This window comes from Mesorhizobium sp. LNJC405B00 (assembly GCF_000502615.1).
Classification (GTDB): Bacteria; Pseudomonadota; Alphaproteobacteria; order Rhizobiales; family Rhizobiaceae; genus Mesorhizobium.
In genome coordinates this window covers 1-16,365 of record NZ_AYWC01000039.1, presented here as the reverse complement: position 1 = coordinate 16,365, position 16,365 = coordinate 1, and the positions used below count along the sequence as shown (strand labels likewise).

Below are 16,365 nucleotides of genomic sequence, written 5' to 3'. Positions count from 1 at the left end.
TGCGATATCGCTGGCGCGAACCACCACGAAAGCGCAAGTTTCAGTCCATGCCAAAGCTATCTTAGCGCCTATGCCTTTGAGGGGGAGATGGCCGGCAGGCCAGAAGGGGTTCGACGGGATGCGACCTTCTTACGGAAATGGACGTTGGCGCTCCACGCGCAACGACCCCACAGTCGCCTTCGGCGACATCTCCCCCTCCAAGGGCCCTCAAGGGGGAGATCAGCTAGCCCAGCTCCCGCAACTTCGCCTTCACCTCGAGAAAATCCCGCCACGCCAGTTTCTTGTGCGCCGGCGTCCGCAAGAGATAGGCCGGGTGCAGCGTCGGCATGGCCGGAATGGCAGTGCCCGACACCGTCGTGTGCACCTGCCAATTGCCGCGCAGGCGCAGAATGCCCTCGGTCGTGTTGAGCAGGGTTTTGGCCGAAGGGCCGCCGAGATTGACCAGCACCTTCGGATTGACCAGCTCGATCTGCCGCTCGATGAAGGGGCGGCAGATTTCGGTCTCGTGCGGCGTCGGCGTGCGGTTGCCGGGCGGCCGCCAGGGAATGACGTTGGCGATATAGACCGAAGTCCGGTCAAGCCCGATCGCCCCCAGCATGCGGTCGAGCAGCCGGCCGGAGCGGCCGACGAAGGGCAGGCCCTCAATATCCTCGTCGCGGCCGGGCGCCTCGCCGACCAACATCACCAAACCTTCCGGATTGCCGTCGGCAAAGACCAGGTTCTTGGCGGTGAATTTGAGGTTGCAGCCATCGAACGACGCCATGTGCTGGCGCAGTTCGTCGAGCGTCGAGGCACTTGCCGCCATTTGCCGGGCCAGGGCCGCCTGTGCCTCGTCGGGCACCGTCGCCATGGCCGGAACGGAACGCGCCGGCGCGTCCGGCACCCGGCTTGCGTCCAGCCCGGGGCTGGCGGCGGCTTGTTCCGGAAACTTGTTTTCGCGAGGCGGCGCGGCAGGCGCCGTTGTGCGCTCGGGGCGCTCCGGTGCTGCCCCGGCAAACCGGTTCACCGGCGCGTCCTCCAACGCTTCGTCGACACCGGCAGAGGCGTAGAAGGCGAGCAACTCGGCCAGGTCGGATCGGTTGTTGGGGGAGGCGGCAGTCATGCCGGGCACATTCGTCCGCCGAGAGACGATTTGCAAGGTTGGGCGGTTAGTAATCTCCCCCTCAAGGAGGGAGATTACGCGCTCGTCGGCTTTCGCCAATCACGAAGGGCATTTCGTGGCGATTTTCACGGCGTCTGCCGCTTACCCCGTCGGTATCCGCGGATCCTGCACCAGATAGAACGTCCAGCGCGGCGTGTAGTCGGTGATCAGAAACTCGAAGCGTCCCCTCTTCAGCGGGTCGATCTGTCCACTCTTGAACAAGAGCCGGTCATAGGGTTCGAAATCGCGGTCGAAATCGGCGTACGCGCTCGACAGGATGTTGTCGGGCGTCTTGTTGCGCTGGTCGAAGGACAGGCCGTCGCCGAACACGCTCGGCTGGTTGAGTATCTCCTGCAGCTCGAACTGGAATTCGACCCAGGCCTGGCCGCTGTTGTTGAGCACCTCGATACGCATGTACAGGATGCCGTTGGCGAATTCGCCGTTGGTGCTGAACGGCTGGATCGGTTTGGTGGTGCGGATGGTGAGCGTCACCGGCGTCGACGAATTCAGCTCCTCGGAGATGACCAACGGATCTTCCTTGGTGCCGGTGCCCGAGGCGCCGGTGATGTGGAAACCGCCAAGCTCGTCGGAAAAGGAATAGGCGCCGGTCGCCCACACCTTCACCGGCTCGGCCTGAGCGCGAACCGGCGTAAGCATTGAAAGGGCGAGAAGGATCGCTCGGCAGGTCCGGCCGGGCGGAAGGGGGAAGCGCGTCAATGAATAGCCGGACGGCGTGCGCATGGAAATAAGTATGGCCGACAAGAGAGCCGTCGAACAATTAAAATATGGGACGCTGAGCGCGGGCGCGCGCAAAACGGTTGCGGCAGAGTTGTCATCCGCGACTTTTTGTCGAAATCGGCATTGTCACGTCAGCGCCGGTTTCCTGTCGCTGATTGATGCGCTATGCAGCGCAGGAGCCAGCAAAATGCCGGAAACGGTTGGCCAGAGCGGAGGGGTTGATGAGCGAGATCGAACGCGAGAGCATGGAATTCGACGTGGTCATCGTCGGGGCCGGCCCGGCGGGCCTTGCCGCAGCGATCCGTCTCAAGCAGGTCAATCCCGAGCTTTCCGTCGTGGTGTTGGAAAAGGGCGGCGAGGTTGGTGCCCACATTCTGTCAGGCGCCGTCGTCGATCCCATAGGCATCGACCGCCTGTTGCCGGGCTGGCGCGAGGAAGATGGCCACCCCTTCAAGACGCCGGTTACGGCCGACGATTTCCTGGTGCTCGGCCCCGCCGGCTCGTTCCGTCTGCCCAATATCCTGATGCCGCCGCTGATGAACAATCACGGCAACTACATCGTCTCGCTCGGCAATGTCTGCCGCTGGCTGGCAACCAAGGCTGAAGCGCTAGGCGTCGAAATCTATCCGGGCTTTGCTGCCGCCAGCCTCGTCTACAACGATGCCGGCGCGGTCACGGGCGTCGTCACCGGCGACATGGGCGTCGAAAAAGACGGCACACATGGCCCGGGCTTTGCGCCGGGCATGGCGCTGATGGGCAAATACGTGCTGATCGGCGAGGGCGCGCGCGGTTCGCTGTCCAAGCAGCTGATCGCAAAATACAAACTGTCCGACGGCCGTGAGCCCGGCAAATACGGCATCGGCCTCAAGGAGCTGTGGCAGGTCAAGCCCGAGAACCACCGGCCGGGCCTGGTGCAGCACTCCTTCGGCTGGCCGCTCGACCTGAAGACAGGCGGCGGCTCCTTCCTCTACCACCTCGAGGATAACCAGGTCGCGGTCGGCTTCGTCCTGCATCTCAACTACAAGAACCCCTGGCTGTCGCCCTTCGAGGAATTCCAACGCTTCAAGACGCATCCGGCGATATCGCGCACCTTCGAGGGCGCCAAGCGCATCGGCTACGGCGCGCGCGCCATTACCGAAGGCGGCTGGCAGTCGGTGCCGAAACTCTCCTTCCCCGGCGGCGTGCTGATGGGGTGTGCGGCGGGCTTCGTCAACGTGCCGCGCATCAAGGGTTCGCACAATGCGGTGCTGTCCGGCATGCTGGCGGCCGAGCATGTCGCGCAAGCGATCGGCTCCGGCCGCGCCAATGACGAACTGTCGTCTTATGAGGACGCCTGGCGCGCGACCGATATCGGCAAGGATTTGAAGAAGGTCCGCAACGTCAAGCCGCTCTGGTCGCGCTTCGGCACCATTATCGGCGTCGGCCTCGGTGGTCTCGACATGTGGCTGAACACGCTGTTCGGCTTCTCGCCCTTCGGCACGCTGAAACATGGCAAGGCCGATTATGCCACGCTTGAGCCCGCGGCCAAGCACAAGAAGATCGCCTATCCCAAAGCGGACGGCGTGCTGACCTTCGACCGCCTGTCCTCGGTGTTCCTGTCCAACACCAATCACGAGGAAAACGAGCCGGTGCATCTCATCGTCGGCGACATGGAGTTGCAGAAGCGTTCCGAGCATGATGTCTTTGCCGGGCCTTCGACCCGCTATTGCCCGGCCGGTGTTTACGAATGGGTCGACAAGGACGGCAACGCCGCCGCCGATCCGTCTGACAAGGATGTGCGTTTCGTCATCAACGCGCAGAACTGCGTGCACTGCAAGACCTGCGACATCAAGGATCCCAACCAGAACATCAACTGGGTGCCGCCACAAGGCGGCGAAGGCCCGGTCTATCAGGGCATGTGAGCCTCACCGACCGGGGCCGTCTCAACCAGCAAAAATGGCGGCGATGGCCGGGTTTACCAAGGCATGTAAGGCGCTCGGCGCCAAAGATTGTTGAAACCGTCGTCTGCTTGTGGTCTCATTGCCGCGTCCATGGGGAAAATGGCATGCGCGTGGTGGTCTTGTTTTGCGTCGCCGTCGTAAGCGCGGCCTGCGGCGTCGTCGGGATGGCGTCGGCGGGGGTGAAAACCGTCGTCAAGACGCGAACCTATGACATCACCGGCACGACAGGTGCCGGTCTGGTTATCGCCATGAACCGCAGGGGCCCCAAGCACGGTTTCATGACCCACGCCATCGCGCAGACAAGCTACACCGCCGACTGGAGCCTGGACGTGGGTCAGGTCAACGGCGTCTGCCGCCTGCGCCAGGCCAATGGAACGCTCAACATCGCCTACACCTACCCGCGCGTCGCCTCGGCCGTCACGCCGGCGCTGCGCAAACGCTGGAACCGGTTTTTCACAGGCGTTCTCGCTCATGAAGGAACCCATGGCCGTATCGCCGGGCAGATGATGCAGGCTGCCGAGCGGTCGGTTCGCGGCCTGAAATTTGCCAACGATCCGCAATGCAACAAAACGCGCGTCGAAGCCACGCGGCGCTTGCAAGCCACTTCCAAGCTCTATGAGGCAAAACAGATCGCGTTCGACGCGCGCGAGCACAGTGAAGGCGGCCATGTCGAGCGCATCATCGAGGCCTTGGTAGGCTTGTGAAACCGTAAGCCCCGTGGCGTACGATCTAGCCGCCCATGCTGGGCTGGATCAGCGACACAGTCGCGGTAGAATCCTCGTCGACCGGCTTGGTCTCGTCGCGCATCAATGAAAATTCCACCATCACCGGCAGATGGTCGGAGCCGGTCTCTTCCATCTGCGTCGACGACAGGATGGTCACCCCGCCCTTCGAAAACACCTGGTCGATCGGCAGGCCCACATAGCGCCGCAGGAAATCGGGCAGGGTCCGGTGGATCCAGGTCGGTCCGGCCGACGGCATCACGGTCAGTCCGCCGAGCGAGGCAACGCGCCGTACCGCGGCGCTCCACGGCACGGCATTGCAGTCGCCGGCCATGATCGCCGTCTCGCCGAGCGAGGTGAGCGTCTCGGTCAACTCGCCGATCTGCCAGTATTGTTCCTTCGGCCACGGCCAGCTCAAATGGATCGCCGCGACATCGACCGGAGTGCCGCCGAAATCGACGGTGGCGGCCGCCATCGCGCCGCGCGGTTCGCAATGCGGCTCGGTGCCGGCCGCAAAAGGTCGCCGGGACAAAAGCGCCACGCCCCACACGCCGTCGGGATGGGCGCACAGGATGCGATAGGGATAGGCGTTCTCGATATAGCCGAGTTCGGTCGCCCACATGGCCGATACTTCGTCGAGCGTGATCACGTCCGGGTTGGTCCTGGCGATCAGCGAAAGAACCTTCTTGGGTGTCGGATTGTTGAAACGCAGGTTCATCTGCAGCAGCCGGTAGACCGGTTCGTTGCCGGGCGCGGCGTCATTGGCGGCCTGCACCGGCCACAGGCGCGGCAAGGTGCTCAACGTGCTGGCGAAGGCGGCCACGGCCAGCAGCAGGCCCACGCCCGCCTGCAGGCGAAACGAGGTGGCGAGCAGCGGCAGCGCAATCAGCCCCATCAGCACGGCAAAATGGATGCGGAAATGGGCGAAGGAATCGAAGGCCGGATGCAGTGCGCCAAAGAACCCGGCTACAAGCGCGGCCGAGAGGCCGAGCATTGCCAGGAACGCCATTGAAGCCATCATCTTTCGCACGCGTGCCATCAGACCGGGTTTTGCCCATAGACCGGGTAATACATTGCCGAGGTATCAGGCCTTTATCGGCTGAAATGCGGCCCAATCAAGATGACGAAACGCCTCGCGGCAAACATTTACGGCAAGCCGGTCTACTGAAAGGCCGTCTCCGAAAAGCTTCTCAGCTTGCGCGAATGCAACCGTTCCATCGGCATTTCCGCCAGCTTCTCCATCGCCTTGATGCCGATGGTCAGATGCTGCGCCACTTGCCGCTTGTAGAATTCTGTCGCCATGCCGGGCAGCTTCAACTCGCCATGCAGCGGCTTGTCGGAGACGCAAAGCAGCGTGCCGTAGGGCACGCGGAAGCGGAAGCCATTGGCGGCGATCGTGGCCGATTCCATATCGAGCGCGATGGCGCGCGACTGCGACAGCCGCTGCACCGGTCCGCGCTGGTCGCGCAGTTCCCAGTTGCGGTTGTCGATGGTGGCGACGGTGCCGGTGCGCATGATGCGCTTGAGATCGTAGCCGGAAAGTCCGGTGACTTCGGCGACCGCCTCCTGCAGCGCCACCTGGATCTCGGCCAGCGGCGGTATCGGCACCCACACCGGCAGGTCATCGTCCAGCACATGGTCTTCCCGGACATAGGCATGCGCCAGCACATAGTCGCCCAGCGCCTGAGTGTTGCGCAGGCCGGCGCAATGGCCGAGCATCAGCCATGCATGTGGCCGCAGCACCGCGACATGGTCGGTGATCGTCTTGGCGTTGGACGGGCCGACGCCGATGTTGACCATGGTGATGCCGCCATGGTTCGGCTTCTTCAGATGATAGGCTGGCATCTGAGGCAGGCGCGGCGCCGCCACGCCTTCGCTGGGCGCGTTTTGCCCTGCCTTGGTGATGACATTGCCCGGTTCGACGAATTCGGTATAGCCGTGGCCGCCTTCAGCCATCTGGGCCCGCGCTCGGGCGACGAACTCGTCGATGTAGAACTGGTAGTTGGTGAACAGCACGAAGTTCTGGAAATGCTGCGGGCTGGTCGCCGTGTAGTGCGTCATGCGGTGCAGCGAATAGTCGATGCGCTGCGCCGTGAACGGCGCCAGCGGCCTTGGTTCGCCGAACGCGACCTCGAAGGTACCGTTGGCGATCTGGTCGTCGGTGCCGTCGAGATCCGGCACGTCGAACAGGTCGCGGATCGGCCGTTTGATGCGGTCGGCGGCGGCGCCATCGACATGGGTTCCTTCAAGGAACGCGAAATGCAGCGGGATCGGCGTGGTCGATTCCGAAACCGTTACCGGCACGCCGTGATTGCGCATGATCAGGCGAAGCTGCTCTACGAGATAGCGTTCGAACAGCACCGGCTGGGTGATGGTGGTCGAGAAATGCCCGGGGGTCGGCATGTGGCCGTAGGCCTGGCGCGAGTCGATCTGGGTGAACGAATTGGTGGTGACGCCGATCTCCGGGTAGAAGGCGCGGTAGCGCTTGCTTTCGTCGCCGCCGGCGGCAAGCGTGGCAAAGGAGTCGCGCAGAAACTTGGTGTTGCGGTCGTAGAGCACCTGCAAGGCGGCCACGGCCTTTTTGGCGTCGTCGAAGCTCTGCTTGCCGAAAGGCTCCGGCATGACGACCGATTCGATAGCTTGTGGGTAGATTCGCTTTTCCATGGCTCAATATAGAGACTTGAGGCCGCACTTGGGAGGGGAGGGTGGCCGCCAAGTGGTCGATTTATTCGTCCACGCCCAAGGTGTGCTGAGATTCAGGTAAGGCTGAGCCGGAGTCGAGGACGGGCGCGAAGCGACCAAACTGGTTGGCTTCGAGAACCGGAGCGGAGCGTACTCGAAGCATGTGAGCACCAAGGCCGCCACTTGCAGGCCGGCATCACCTTAATACCGGCACACCTTACCCGCGCTGCAGACTGACCAGCAAGACAAAGCCGACGCCATGCTTCTTCGTCGCCGGCGCGTCGATCGTCGTGTCGGCATTGGCCCGCATCATTGGCATGGCCAGGACCGGCGCCGACAGCACGACCAGGACGAGCGCCGCCCGCGGCAGGAGCCGAAGGGTCTGGAGGGCGTTGATGGCGATGCGGTTCATGGCTTTTGCTTTTCTGTTTGGATCTATGTCTTTGTCGTCTCAGGGGCGAAAATGGTTCATGCAATCGAATTGGCAGGAACTGGCTGCATCCCAGGAACGGGCCGGACGGCCGGATTCGGCCACGAGGATGGCGAAGAGCATCCCGAACAGGCTCATCAACAGGCAGACGATGGTGAAGCGGCGAGCGAGCATTTGCGGAGTGTCTCCTTGAACACGCCATCAAAATGCCCTGATGCGACTGAACCGGCGCTGATGCCGACGTTCATCTGCGGTTCAAAGTGATTGACGATGTTTTAGGGAGAGCATCGGTTCGGGTTTGCGCCGCCGCAAACGGCACGGTCGTCGCTATGGCGCGGACCGTCCTGCAAAAGAAAACGGGGCCTGTGAAGGCCCCGTTGGTCAACTCAAAGCAGCAAGATCAGAGCTTGTGCCAGGTCTGGCTCTTGCAGATCAGCCCGCCGAGCACGCAGCCGCTCATCTTGAGCGAGGTGCCCGACAGTGTTGCCTTGCCCGAATAGGTCTTGTCGTTTGCCGGATCGGTGATGTTGCCGGCATATTTGTTGCCCCCGGCCGCCTTGAGCGAACCGATGGTCTTCCCGGCATATTTGCCGGTCTTCAGCGTGATAGAGAATGAACCGCTGCCGCCGATTACTGCTGTGTCGCCGGCTTGTGTCTTCCAATTGCCTTCGATCGGATCGGCCCAAGCCGCACCAGCCATCATCACGGCGGCCGCCAGGGCCAAGCTCACTTTGCGAAACATATCTGTCCTCCCTGGTTTAGATGGGGCAGCCGCCTCTCTGCCGCTTACGCAAACGTAAGCTAATCCAGCTCCCGGCAAAACAAAAGCGTGCCGCGACGGAAGGTTTCGCAATTTTCATGCGGGGTCGGGAGAGCGCAGCCCGTGAAAATGAAACGATCGAGGCGTTGGCTTTGGTTTGCGTGGTTAGCAGAGTGTTGATCGGCGCCTTGCAAATTTTCGTCAAATCGATCGAAAAACGGCGGGATTGCTGACTTTGTATCCTTAACGAATTTCCGCGTTTACCTCTTGTTTTAGCTTTGTTTTCTCCAAATTAAGCACGCCATTTAACGACGGATTCAAGGCTCGGCCTCATTCTCGGAAGCATCGAAAGAGCGGCTCCCCAGGGAACACCGGGGGACAGAAGAGGCCCGCTCTCGGGAGCCAGACAGGGGACTAAAATGGCACGTTTTGAAATGCTTGAAGCCGGCTTCGGCGCCATGGGGGCAACTGCCCAGGCCGACATTCTTTTCGAACTGGGCATGATGTATGCGACCGGCCGCGATTGCGAGACCGATGTCGTTGCCGCCCACAAATGGTTCAACATCGCCGCCATCAAGGGCTCGGTCCGCGCCGCGGAACTGCGCTCGGAACTGTCGGCCGCAATGTCCAAGGTCGAGATCGCCAAGGCGCTGCGCGAAGCCCGCGAATGGATGACGATGCACTGAGATCGCGAGCAGATTATCGCAGGCAGATTATCGAAAACAGGGAAGCCCCGGGATCAAGACCGCAAAGACGGTCGGAACCGGTGAAACGACAAGGCCGCGACAAGACGGCCGACCATGAAAGAACAAGAACGCGGCAGGCCGGCACGGTCCAGTCGTGCACAATGGGGACGGCGGGCAGGTTTTCGTGGCGCGGGGGCGCATGGGGACTGCTACGAGCAAAAAGCCACGACCGGCCGGAACAGGCTGGCGTGGCTTTTTGCGTTGATGAGGCCCAATCGAGCGGCGCCGATGCGCCTAGACAGGCCCAATGAAGGATGAAATTGTCCCGCCTTCGGAAAGAAGCGCGGCCAGAGCGGCTGCGCGAGTGTGGGAGGAGTTCTATCACCATGAAAAAAACGGGTATTTTGAGCGCGGCCGTATTTGGCCTGATGATGAGCGCGCCGGTTGCCTTTGCCGATGACATCACCATTTCGGTGGTNGGTGGTCGGCCCGATGACCGGACAGCTCGCCACGATCGGCGACCAGTTCAAGCAGGGCGCAACGGCAGCCGCCGACGCGATCAACGCCGCCGGCGGTGTCAACGGCTCGATGATCAAGCTCGACATCGAGGACGACCAGTGCGATCCCAAGCAGGCGGTTTCGGTGGCCAACCGGATCGTTGCCAACAGCGTCAAGTTTATCGACGGCCATGCCTGTTCAGGTTCGAGCATCCCGGCTTCCGCCGTCTACGCCGAGGCCGGCGCGCTGATGATGAGCCCGGCCTCTTCCAATCCCGAGCTGACCGATGCCGCCGCCAAGGCCGGCTGGCCGACGATCATGCGTCTCTATACGCGTGACGACGCGCAGGGCGCCTTCATTGGCCCGTGGATCGCCAAGAAATATGCCGGCAAGAATGTCGTTATCCTGCATGACAAGAGCGCCTACGGTCAGGGCGTTGCCGATGCCGTGAAGGCGACGATGAATGCCGGTGGCCTCAAGGAGATCGACTATGAAGGCATCAATGCCGGCGAGAAGGATTATTCGGCTCTCGTCACCAAGCTGAAGGACCTCAAGGCCGACGTTGTCTATTTCGGCGGCTATCACCCGGAAGCCGGGCTTATCCTGCGTCAGTCGGCCGAGCAGAGCGTCAAGTTCCAGCTGATCATGCCGGACTCGATCGCCTCGCCGGAATTCTGGCAGGTCGCCGGCCCCGCCGGTGAAGGCACCCTGTTCGTCTTCCCGTCGGACCCGCAGGCCAAGCCGGAAGCCAAGGAGGCCATCGCCAAGATCAAGGCGGGCGGCTTCGTGCCGGAAGGCTTTACGCTGTTCTCCTACGCCGTCGTTCAGGCGTTTGCAGAGGGCGTCAAGCGCGCCGGAACGGACGATCCGGTCAAGGTAGCCGAAGCGCTGAAGAACGGCACGCCTTTCAGCACCGTGGTCGGCGACGTGACCTTTGATGAGAAGGGCGATCTGAAGAACGCCAGCTACGACATCAACCAGTGGCATGACGGCAAATACGCGCCAATCGCGCAGTAATCGTCCGCGTACTCAAGGAAATGGCCGGGCTTGTCCTGGCCATTTTTCGTTCAAGCCTCCAGCCGGCTATGCAGCCTCTTCAACGAAGCGCACCAGCACCGTTCCGTCGGTGACCTGCGCGCCCTCGGTGGCGATTTCCGCGATCACGCCGTCATGGCTGGCCGCGATCGTGTGCTCCATCTTCATCGCTTCCAGGATCAGTAGCGGCTGGCCCTTGATCACCCTTTCGCCCTTTGCCGCGCGCACCAGCTTGACCACGCCTGGCATCGGCGCGCGCAGGCTGCCGGAAGCGGCGGCCGCCTCGTCGGTGCGCGCCAGCGGATCCGGGACGAAGAAACTGTAGCCGACCGCGCCTTCGAAGACGGTGACGTGGCCTGGCCAGCGGGCAAGGCGAGGGGCGGCGCGAAGATCATGCGAATTGACGCTGTCATAGGGCGCGTCCAGCGCCACCTCGAAGCGCCCGTCCGGCCGCACTGAAACACGCGCCAGTATATCGTCCTCGCCATGGCGCAGGCGCGTGCGGCGCGCAATGCTGTGGAAATGCGCATAGCCGGCAAGCGACGACCACGGATCGTTCGACGGCGGCAAGGCACCGGCGCCCGCCGCGGCAAGGGCCGCCGCGGCAACGATCTCGCTGCGCGGCGGGGCGACCGCGGTCAGCGCTTCCTGATGCCTGCCGATCAGGCCGGTATCGACGTCGCCGGCCGAAAAATCGGTGTTCGCGGCAAGTGCCGCGAGAAAGGCGGTGTTGACGGTCGAGCCGGCAATCTCGGTCTGCGACAACGCAGTCCCGAGCGCATCGAGTGCCGCCTGCCTGTCCTTGGCGTGGACGACCAGCTTGGCGATCATCGGATCGTAGAAGGGCGAGATCGCATCGCCGGCCCGCACGCCGGTCTCGATGCGCATGCTGGCGCCTTCGGGCGCGTTGTCGGGAAACGCCAGGTGATGCAGCGTGCCGGTCGCCGGCAGAAACCCTTTCGCCGCTTCCTCGGCATAGATGCGCGCCTCGAAGGCGTGGCCGGAAAGCGTGATTTCGCTCTGCGTCTTCGGCAGCTTTTCGCCGGCGGCTACCCGCAACTGCCACTCGACCAGGTCGGTGCCGGTGACCATTTCGGTGACGGGATGCTCGACCTGCAGGCGGGTGTTCATTTCCATGAACCAGAAACGGTCGGCCTTCAGCCCCTGCGAGGCGTCGACGATGAATTCGATGGTGCCGGCGCCCGAATAGCTGATCGCCTTGGCGGCCTTGACCGCCGCTTCCGTCATCGCCTTGCGCAGCGCCGGCGTCATGCCGGGCGCCGGCGCTTCCTCGATCACCTTCTGGTGGCGGCGCTGCGCCGAGCAGTCGCGCTCATAGAGATGCACGGCATTGCCAAAATTGTCGCCGAACACCTGGACCTCGATGTGGCGCGGCTTGTCGACATATTTTTCGACCAGCACGCGATCGTCGCCGAACGCGGCCTTGGCCTCGCGCCGTGCGCCCGACAGCGCCTCGGAGAAATCGTCGGGATGTTCGACCCGGCGCATGCCCTTGCCGCCACCGCCGGCGCGCGCCTTGATCAGAACGGGATAGCCGATCTCACGCGCCTTGGACGCCAGCAGCACGATCTCCTGCGCCTCGCCATGATAGCCCGGCACCACCGGCACGCCGGCTTTCTCCATCAGCCGCTTGGCCGCGTCCTTCAGGCCCATGGCGCGGATCGAGGCGGCCGACGGCCCAATGAAGGTGAGCCCTGCCGCTGTCACCTGGTCGACGAAATCAGGGTTTTCCGAGAGGAAGCCATAGCCGGGGTGAATTGCTTCGGCGCCGGTCGCTAGCGCCGCCGCAACAATCTTGTCGCCGCGAAGATAGCTTTCGCCGACCGGCGAGGCGCCGATATGCACCGCCTCGTCGGCCATTTCGACATGCAGAGCCTTGGCGTCCGCGTCGGAATAGACAGCAACCGTGCGCACCCCCATCTTTCTGGCCGTGCGTATCACCCGGCAGGCGATCTCGCCGCGATTGGCGATCAGGATCTTGGCGAACATGGAGCCTCCAGAGTTTGTCTCGGGCGGCGCCGGTCTGGCAGGAATGAGCCTATTTCGAAGCCGCGATTTTGCAGCCGCCGCTCGCGGTCTGAACCTTCCACTTTTTCAGGCCAACCTGACAGCTTCGCAACGCCAACTCTTCCGCGGCCTTCTGAGATGGCGCGTTCAGCCGCGCACCGCAGATGATGTAAAGATCGTCGACGCGCGAGTAGAATGTGGTCGCGTAGGCCGAGTGGCCACTCGCCGCGACATAGGCGTTGTACGACTTCGTGCAGGGCTCCTTTGGATTCAGTGACAACGGAGGCCAGAATCGGGTGTCTCCCTTGCTGCCCGCCAGCGATCCAGCCGCCCCGATACCGGATGCCGTAAATACGAGCAGGCCGGCAAGCACCGATACAGTAATTCGTTTGATGCGTGTCGATTTCATATTGCTCCGCCCATTTGAAAAATGCCCAAGCCGATGCTTGTCGGCCTACTTCGATGCCGCAACTTCGCAGCCCGCACCTGTAATGACCTTGTAATGGCTGCGGGCGGACTCGCAGGATTTCATCGCCCGTTCTTCGGCAGCCTTCTGTGACGGTGCATTCAAGCCCGAGCCGCAGATGATGTACAACGAACGGATCCGGGCATAGGGCGTGGTCGCATAGGCCGAATGGCCGCCGGCGGCCACATAGGCGTTGTAAGCCATGGTGCACTGGTCTTTCGGGCTTTTCGGCAAATACGGATAGAAATGAATGTCGCCTTTGCTTCCCGCCAGCGATGCCGCGGCGCCAACGCCGGGTACCGCAAATATAAGCAAGACTGCAAGTACCGACGCAGTCGTTTTTCCCGAATATTTCGGCCTCATCTTTACCCCATCCCCGTTGCCCAATGCGGGATGAACAATAGCGTCTATTCTCCAGTACCGCCAGCCTGCTCACCGAAAATTGCTTTTGCGTAGGTGGATGAACCATCTTATCCATGCAGACTAGCATCCTCCAATGGCAGCAACGGCTTGTCGGTATAGTTGAGCTGTTGGCTCGTCGAAGCAGCAGAAAATAACTGTTTCGGGCGTTGAGTTCTGTCCGACGAAGGTACCTGCGATGCCAACGGCAATCTGCGTCGCCTCATTTTTCGGATAACGGTAGATGCCGGTGGAGATCGCCGGAAATGCCACAGTCCGGCAATCCCTGGCGGCGGCGATTTCGAGCGACCTGATATAGCAGGAGGCGAGCAGCCCGGCTTCGCCTTTTCCGCCGCCTTGCCAGACAGGTCCGACCGTGTGGATGATGTAACGTGCCGGCAGGTGATAGCCCTTGGTAAGCTTTGCTTCGCCGACCTTGCAGCCGTTCAGCATCCGGCATTCGAATTCGAGCTCCGGGCCTGCGGCGCGGTGAATGGCGCCGTCGACGCCGCCGCCGCCCAGCAGCGAGGAATTGGCGGCGTTGACGATGGCATCGACCGCAAGCCTGGTGATGTCGCCGGTGTGGACATGTATCCGTTCGCCGAACTTGCTCATCCTACATCCTGAACACGCCGAACTTCGTTTCTTCGATGTCGGCGTTGAGCGCGGCCGAAAGGCTGAGCGCGAGCACTTCGCGCGTTTTCGCCGGATCGATGATGCCGTCGTCCCACAGCCGCGCCGAGGAGTAGAGCGGGTGGCCCTCATGCTCGTATTTCATCAGGATCGGCTTCTTGAATTTCGCTTCCTCGTCCGCGCTCCACTCACCGCCCTTGCGCTCGATGCCCTCGCGCTTGACCACCGCCAGCACGGTCGCCGCCTGTTCGCCGCCCATCACCGAAATGCGCGCGTTCGGCCACATCCACAGGAAGCGCGGCGAGTAGGCGCGGCCGCACATGCCGTAATTGCCGGCGCCGAACGACCCGCCGATGATCATCGTCACCTTCGGCACCTTGGCGGTGGCGACCGCCATCACCAGCTTGGCGCCGTCCTTGGCGATGCCGCCGGCCTCGTATTTTCGCCCGACCATGAAGCCGGTGATGTTCTGCAGGAAGATCAGCGGGATCTTGCGCTGGCAGCACAGTTCGATGAAATGCGCGCCCTTCACAGCACTTTCGGAAAACAGCACGCCATTGTTGGCGATGATGCCGACCGGCATGCCCTGAAGATGGGCAAAGCCGGTGACCAGCGTGGTGCCGTAATTCTGCTTGAACTCGTCGAACTCGGAGCCGTCGACGACGCGCGCGATCACCTCGCGCACATCATAGGGCTGGCGCAGATCCGTCGGCACGATGCCGTAGAGTTCCTGCGCGTCATGAAGCGGCGGCATGGGTTTCTGTAAGGTCAGGCTTACAGTCTTGCGCCGGTTGAGATTTTTGACGATGCGCCGGCAGATGGCCAGGGCATGTTCGTCGTCCAGCGCATAGTGGTCGGCGACACCGGACAGCCTGGTGTGCACGTCGGCGCCGCCAAGCTCCTCGGCGCTGACATCCTCGCCCGTAGCCGCCTTCACCAGAGGCGGGCCGCCGAGAAAAATGGTCGCCTGGTTGCGCACCATGATCGTCTCGTCCGACATTGCCGGCACATAGGCGCCGCCCGCAGTACATGAGCCCATAACGCAGGCGATCTGCGGAATGCCGGCCGCCGACATGTTGGCCTGGTTGTAGAAGATGCGGCCGAAATGCTCGCGATCGGGAAACACCTCGTCCTGATTAGGCAGGTTGGCGCCGCCGCTGTCGACCAGATAGACGCAAGGCAGATTGTTTTGCAGCGCGATCTCCTGTGCGCGCAAATGCTTCTTCACCGTGAGCGGATAATAGGTGCCGCCCTTCACCGTGGCGTCGTTGACCACGACCATCACCTCGGTGCCTTCGACACGGCCGACGCCGGCGATGAGGCCGGCCGAGGAAATCTCCTCGCCATACATGGACCATGCCGCGAACTGGCCGATCTCGAGGAAGGGCGAGCCGGTGTCGAGCAACTGCGCCAGCCGCTCGCGCGGCAACAGCTTGCCGCGCGAAACATGACGCTCGCGCGCCTCCTCCGAGCCACCGCGCTCGACGGTTGCCGCCTTGTCCGCAATGTCGGCAACCAGTGCCCGCATGCGCTCGGCATTGGCGCGGAAGGTCTCGGAGGAGGGCGAGATCTGGGTCTGGAGTACGGCCATTTCGAGCTCTACATCTGGGCTAGGAGTTTGCCGTTGCGGCGTTCGAAAATTTTATCGGATAGCAGATTGAAGTCATCCTCGAACGTGACGTCGATCATCTGTCTGGCCGCGCTTTGGGCCTGCGGATTGCTCGCATCGAAGATGAACAATTGATCCCGGCGCGGCAGCGCAAATAAAACATCGCCGGGAAACTGTGCTTTGATCGACAGCCAGAACTCGTCGAGCAGCACAAGGCTCGTGGAGAGCATCGTATTGCCGTCGACGTAATAGAGATAAGATGTGCCAATCTGGCCGTCGGAGACAATTTTCGGCAGCCATTTCTTCACATTGCCTAGTGCCACATCGCGCAAATCCGAAAGCGCCCGGCCGGGGAAGTCCTTTGGAGCAACAGGTGAGACTGAATTGGGAAGGTCGGCCATGTATACGACCGCAATTTCACCAACCAGCGGTTCGCACAATAAATCTAAACCCATCGATTTGAGGTGCTCGACATACTGCTGGGTCCGTATCACCGCGATCAGACTTTCTTCACTCGCCCTAGGTGTTTAGTCCCAAGGTTTGATGGGTTGGATCGAGCCTGAATCGTTCGGGCTCTTTTGTCCAGATTTTGCAGATG

16 protein-coding genes and 1 pseudogene are annotated in these 16,365 nt (G+C 62.2%); 4 read left to right on the top strand and 13 right to left on the bottom strand.

What is annotated here, in order from left to right; genetic code table 11:
• Nucleotides 1-223: 223 nt before the first annotated feature.
• The gene (locus X756_RS136895; protein ID WP_023731830.1) at nt 224-1,102 is read right to left on the bottom strand and encodes a uracil-DNA glycosylase; all 879 of its coding nucleotides are present in this window, start codon (nt 1,100-1,102) and stop codon (nt 224-226) included.
• Nucleotides 1,103-1,243: 141 nt separating this feature from the next.
• Nucleotides 1,244-1,798 (bottom strand): hypothetical protein, encoded by a 555-nt coding sequence (locus X756_RS136900; protein WP_023698594.1) that lies wholly within the window; start codon nt 1,796-1,798, stop codon nt 1,244-1,246.
• 302 nt (nt 1,799-2,100) lie between these two features.
• On the opposite strand from X756_RS136900, the gene X756_RS136905 reads away from it, so the two are divergent.
• Together X756_RS136905 and X756_RS136910 are read left to right on the top strand one after the other, a co-directional pair.
• Nucleotides 2,101-3,780: an electron transfer flavoprotein-ubiquinone oxidoreductase gene (locus X756_RS136905; RefSeq protein WP_023731829.1), complete on the top strand. Its 1,680-nt coding sequence runs from the start codon at nt 2,101-2,103 to the stop codon at nt 3,778-3,780.
• Nucleotides 3,777-4,523 (top strand): DUF922 domain-containing protein, encoded by a 747-nt coding sequence (locus X756_RS136910; RefSeq protein ID WP_348529062.1) that lies wholly within the window; start codon nt 3,777-3,779, stop codon nt 4,521-4,523. Before X756_RS136905 ends, X756_RS136910 begins: the two co-directional genes overlap by 4 nt.
• Before the next feature lie 25 nt (nt 4,524-4,548).
• Here the strand turns inward: X756_RS136910 and X756_RS136915 are convergent, their stop codons facing one another.
• From X756_RS136915 to X756_RS136930, 5 genes are all read right to left on the bottom strand, one after another.
• Nucleotides 4,549-5,550, bottom strand: coding sequence for an endonuclease/exonuclease/phosphatase family protein (locus X756_RS136915; protein ID WP_245263126.1), 1,002 nt, complete (start codon nt 5,548-5,550; stop codon nt 4,549-4,551).
• Between the two features lie 152 nt (nt 5,551-5,702).
• Entirely contained in the window at nt 5,703-7,163 is a 1,461-nt protein-coding gene (locus tag X756_RS136920) for an AMP nucleosidase (protein ID WP_023731828.1), read from the bottom strand.
• A gap of 277 nt (nt 7,164-7,440) precedes the next feature.
• A complete protein-coding gene (locus X756_RS136925; RefSeq protein WP_023670200.1) occupies nt 7,441-7,635 on the bottom strand; it encodes a hypothetical protein in 195 nt (64 codons plus the stop codon).
• Nucleotides 7,636-7,674: 39 nt separating this feature from the next.
• Nucleotides 7,675-7,827, bottom strand: a complete 153-nt coding sequence (locus tag X756_RS1000000169580) for a hypothetical protein (protein ID WP_023670201.1) — start codon at nt 7,825-7,827, stop codon at nt 7,675-7,677.
• A gap of 226 nt (nt 7,828-8,053) precedes the next feature.
• Nucleotides 8,054-8,395 carry a DUF2147 domain-containing protein gene (locus X756_RS136930; RefSeq protein WP_023731827.1) on the bottom strand — a complete coding sequence of 114 codons (342 nt, stop codon included), beginning with the start codon at nt 8,393-8,395 and terminating at the stop codon, nt 8,054-8,056.
• Nucleotides 8,396-8,832: 437 nt separating this feature from the next.
• On the opposite strand from X756_RS136930, the gene X756_RS136940 reads away from it, so the two are divergent.
• Both X756_RS136940 and X756_RS00695 read left to right on the top strand, forming a co-directional pair.
• Nucleotides 8,833-9,099: a sel1 repeat family protein gene (locus X756_RS136940; RefSeq protein ID WP_006199745.1), complete on the top strand. Its 267-nt coding sequence runs from the start codon at nt 8,833-8,835 to the stop codon at nt 9,097-9,099.
• 386 nt (nt 9,100-9,485) lie between these two features.
• Nucleotides 9,486-10,614, top strand: a pseudogene (locus X756_RS00695) (branched-chain amino acid ABC transporter substrate-binding protein).
• 66 nt (nt 10,615-10,680) lie between these two features.
• Here X756_RS00695 and X756_RS136945 read toward each other — a convergent pair.
• From X756_RS136945 to X756_RS136970, 6 genes are all read right to left on the bottom strand, one after another.
• The gene (locus tag X756_RS136945) at nt 10,681-12,642 is read right to left on the bottom strand and encodes an acetyl/propionyl/methylcrotonyl-CoA carboxylase subunit alpha (protein WP_023731825.1); all 1,962 of its coding nucleotides are present in this window, start codon (nt 12,640-12,642) and stop codon (nt 10,681-10,683) included.
• 49 nt (nt 12,643-12,691) lie between these two features.
• Nucleotides 12,692-13,069 (bottom strand): hypothetical protein, encoded by a 378-nt coding sequence (locus X756_RS136950; RefSeq protein WP_023731824.1) that lies wholly within the window; start codon nt 13,067-13,069, stop codon nt 12,692-12,694.
• A 45-nt stretch (nt 13,070-13,114) separates the two neighbouring features.
• Nucleotides 13,115-13,489, bottom strand: a complete 375-nt coding sequence (locus X756_RS136955; RefSeq protein WP_023670207.1) for a hypothetical protein — start codon at nt 13,487-13,489, stop codon at nt 13,115-13,117.
• A gap of 120 nt (nt 13,490-13,609) precedes the next feature.
• On the bottom strand, nt 13,610-14,140 hold the full coding sequence (locus X756_RS136960) for an O-acetyl-ADP-ribose deacetylase (protein ID WP_023731822.1): 531 nt from the start codon (nt 14,138-14,140) through the stop codon (nt 13,610-13,612).
• Between the two features lies 1 nt (nt 14,141).
• On the bottom strand, nt 14,142-15,749 hold the full coding sequence (locus X756_RS136965; RefSeq protein ID WP_023731821.1) for a carboxyl transferase domain-containing protein: 1,608 nt from the start codon (nt 15,747-15,749) through the stop codon (nt 14,142-14,144).
• 8 nt (nt 15,750-15,757) lie between these two features.
• Complete coding sequence (locus X756_RS136970; protein ID WP_084570006.1) at nt 15,758-16,270, bottom strand: DUF1444 family protein; 513 nt, start codon at nt 16,268-16,270, stop codon at nt 15,758-15,760.
• Nucleotides 16,271-16,365: the final 95 nt, after the last annotated feature.

Bases quoted from the DNA above. Each gene is read 5' to 3' on its own strand.
- X756_RS136895 (WP_023731830.1), bottom strand. From the start codon at position 1,102: ATGACTGCCGCCTCCCCCAACAACCGATCCGACCTGGCCGAGTTGCTC.
- X756_RS136900 (WP_023698594.1), bottom strand. From the start codon at position 1,798: ATGCTTACGCCGGTTCGCGCTCAGGCCGAGCCGGTGAAGGTGTGGGCG.
- X756_RS136905 (WP_023731829.1), top strand. From the start codon at position 2,101: ATGAGCGAGATCGAACGCGAGAGCATGGAATTCGACGTGGTCATCGTC.
- X756_RS136915 (WP_245263126.1), bottom strand. From the start codon at position 5,550: ATGGCGTTCCTGGCAATGCTCGGCCTCTCGGCCGCGCTTGTAGCCGGG.
- X756_RS136920 (WP_023731828.1), bottom strand. From the start codon at position 7,163: ATGCCGGAGCCTTTCGGCAAGCAGAGCTTCGACGACGCCAAAAAGGCC.
- X756_RS136925 (WP_023670200.1), bottom strand. From the start codon at position 7,635: ATGAACCGCATCGCCATCAACGCCCTCCAGACCCTTCGGCTCCTGCCG.
- X756_RS1000000169580 (WP_023670201.1), bottom strand. From the start codon at position 7,827: ATGCTCGCTCGCCGCTTCACCATCGTCTGCCTGTTGATGAGCCTGTTC.
- X756_RS136930 (WP_023731827.1), bottom strand. From the start codon at position 8,395: ATGTTTCGCAAAGTGAGCTTGGCCCTGGCGGCCGCCGTGATGATGGCT.
- X756_RS136940 (WP_006199745.1), top strand. From the start codon at position 8,833: ATGGCACGTTTTGAAATGCTTGAAGCCGGCTTCGGCGCCATGGGGGCA.
- X756_RS136945 (WP_023731825.1), bottom strand. From the start codon at position 12,642: ATGTTCGCCAAGATCCTGATCGCCAATCGCGGCGAGATCGCCTGCCGG.
- X756_RS136950 (WP_023731824.1), bottom strand. From the start codon at position 13,069: ATGAAATCGACACGCATCAAACGAATTACTGTATCGGTGCTTGCCGGC.
- X756_RS136955 (WP_023670207.1), bottom strand. From the start codon at position 13,489: ATGAGGCCGAAATATTCGGGAAAAACGACTGCGTCGGTACTTGCAGTC.
- X756_RS136960 (WP_023731822.1), bottom strand. From the start codon at position 14,140: ATGAGCAAGTTCGGCGAACGGATACATGTCCACACCGGCGACATCACC.
- X756_RS136965 (WP_023731821.1), bottom strand. From the start codon at position 15,749: ATGGCCGTACTCCAGACCCAGATCTCGCCCTCCTCCGAGACCTTCCGC.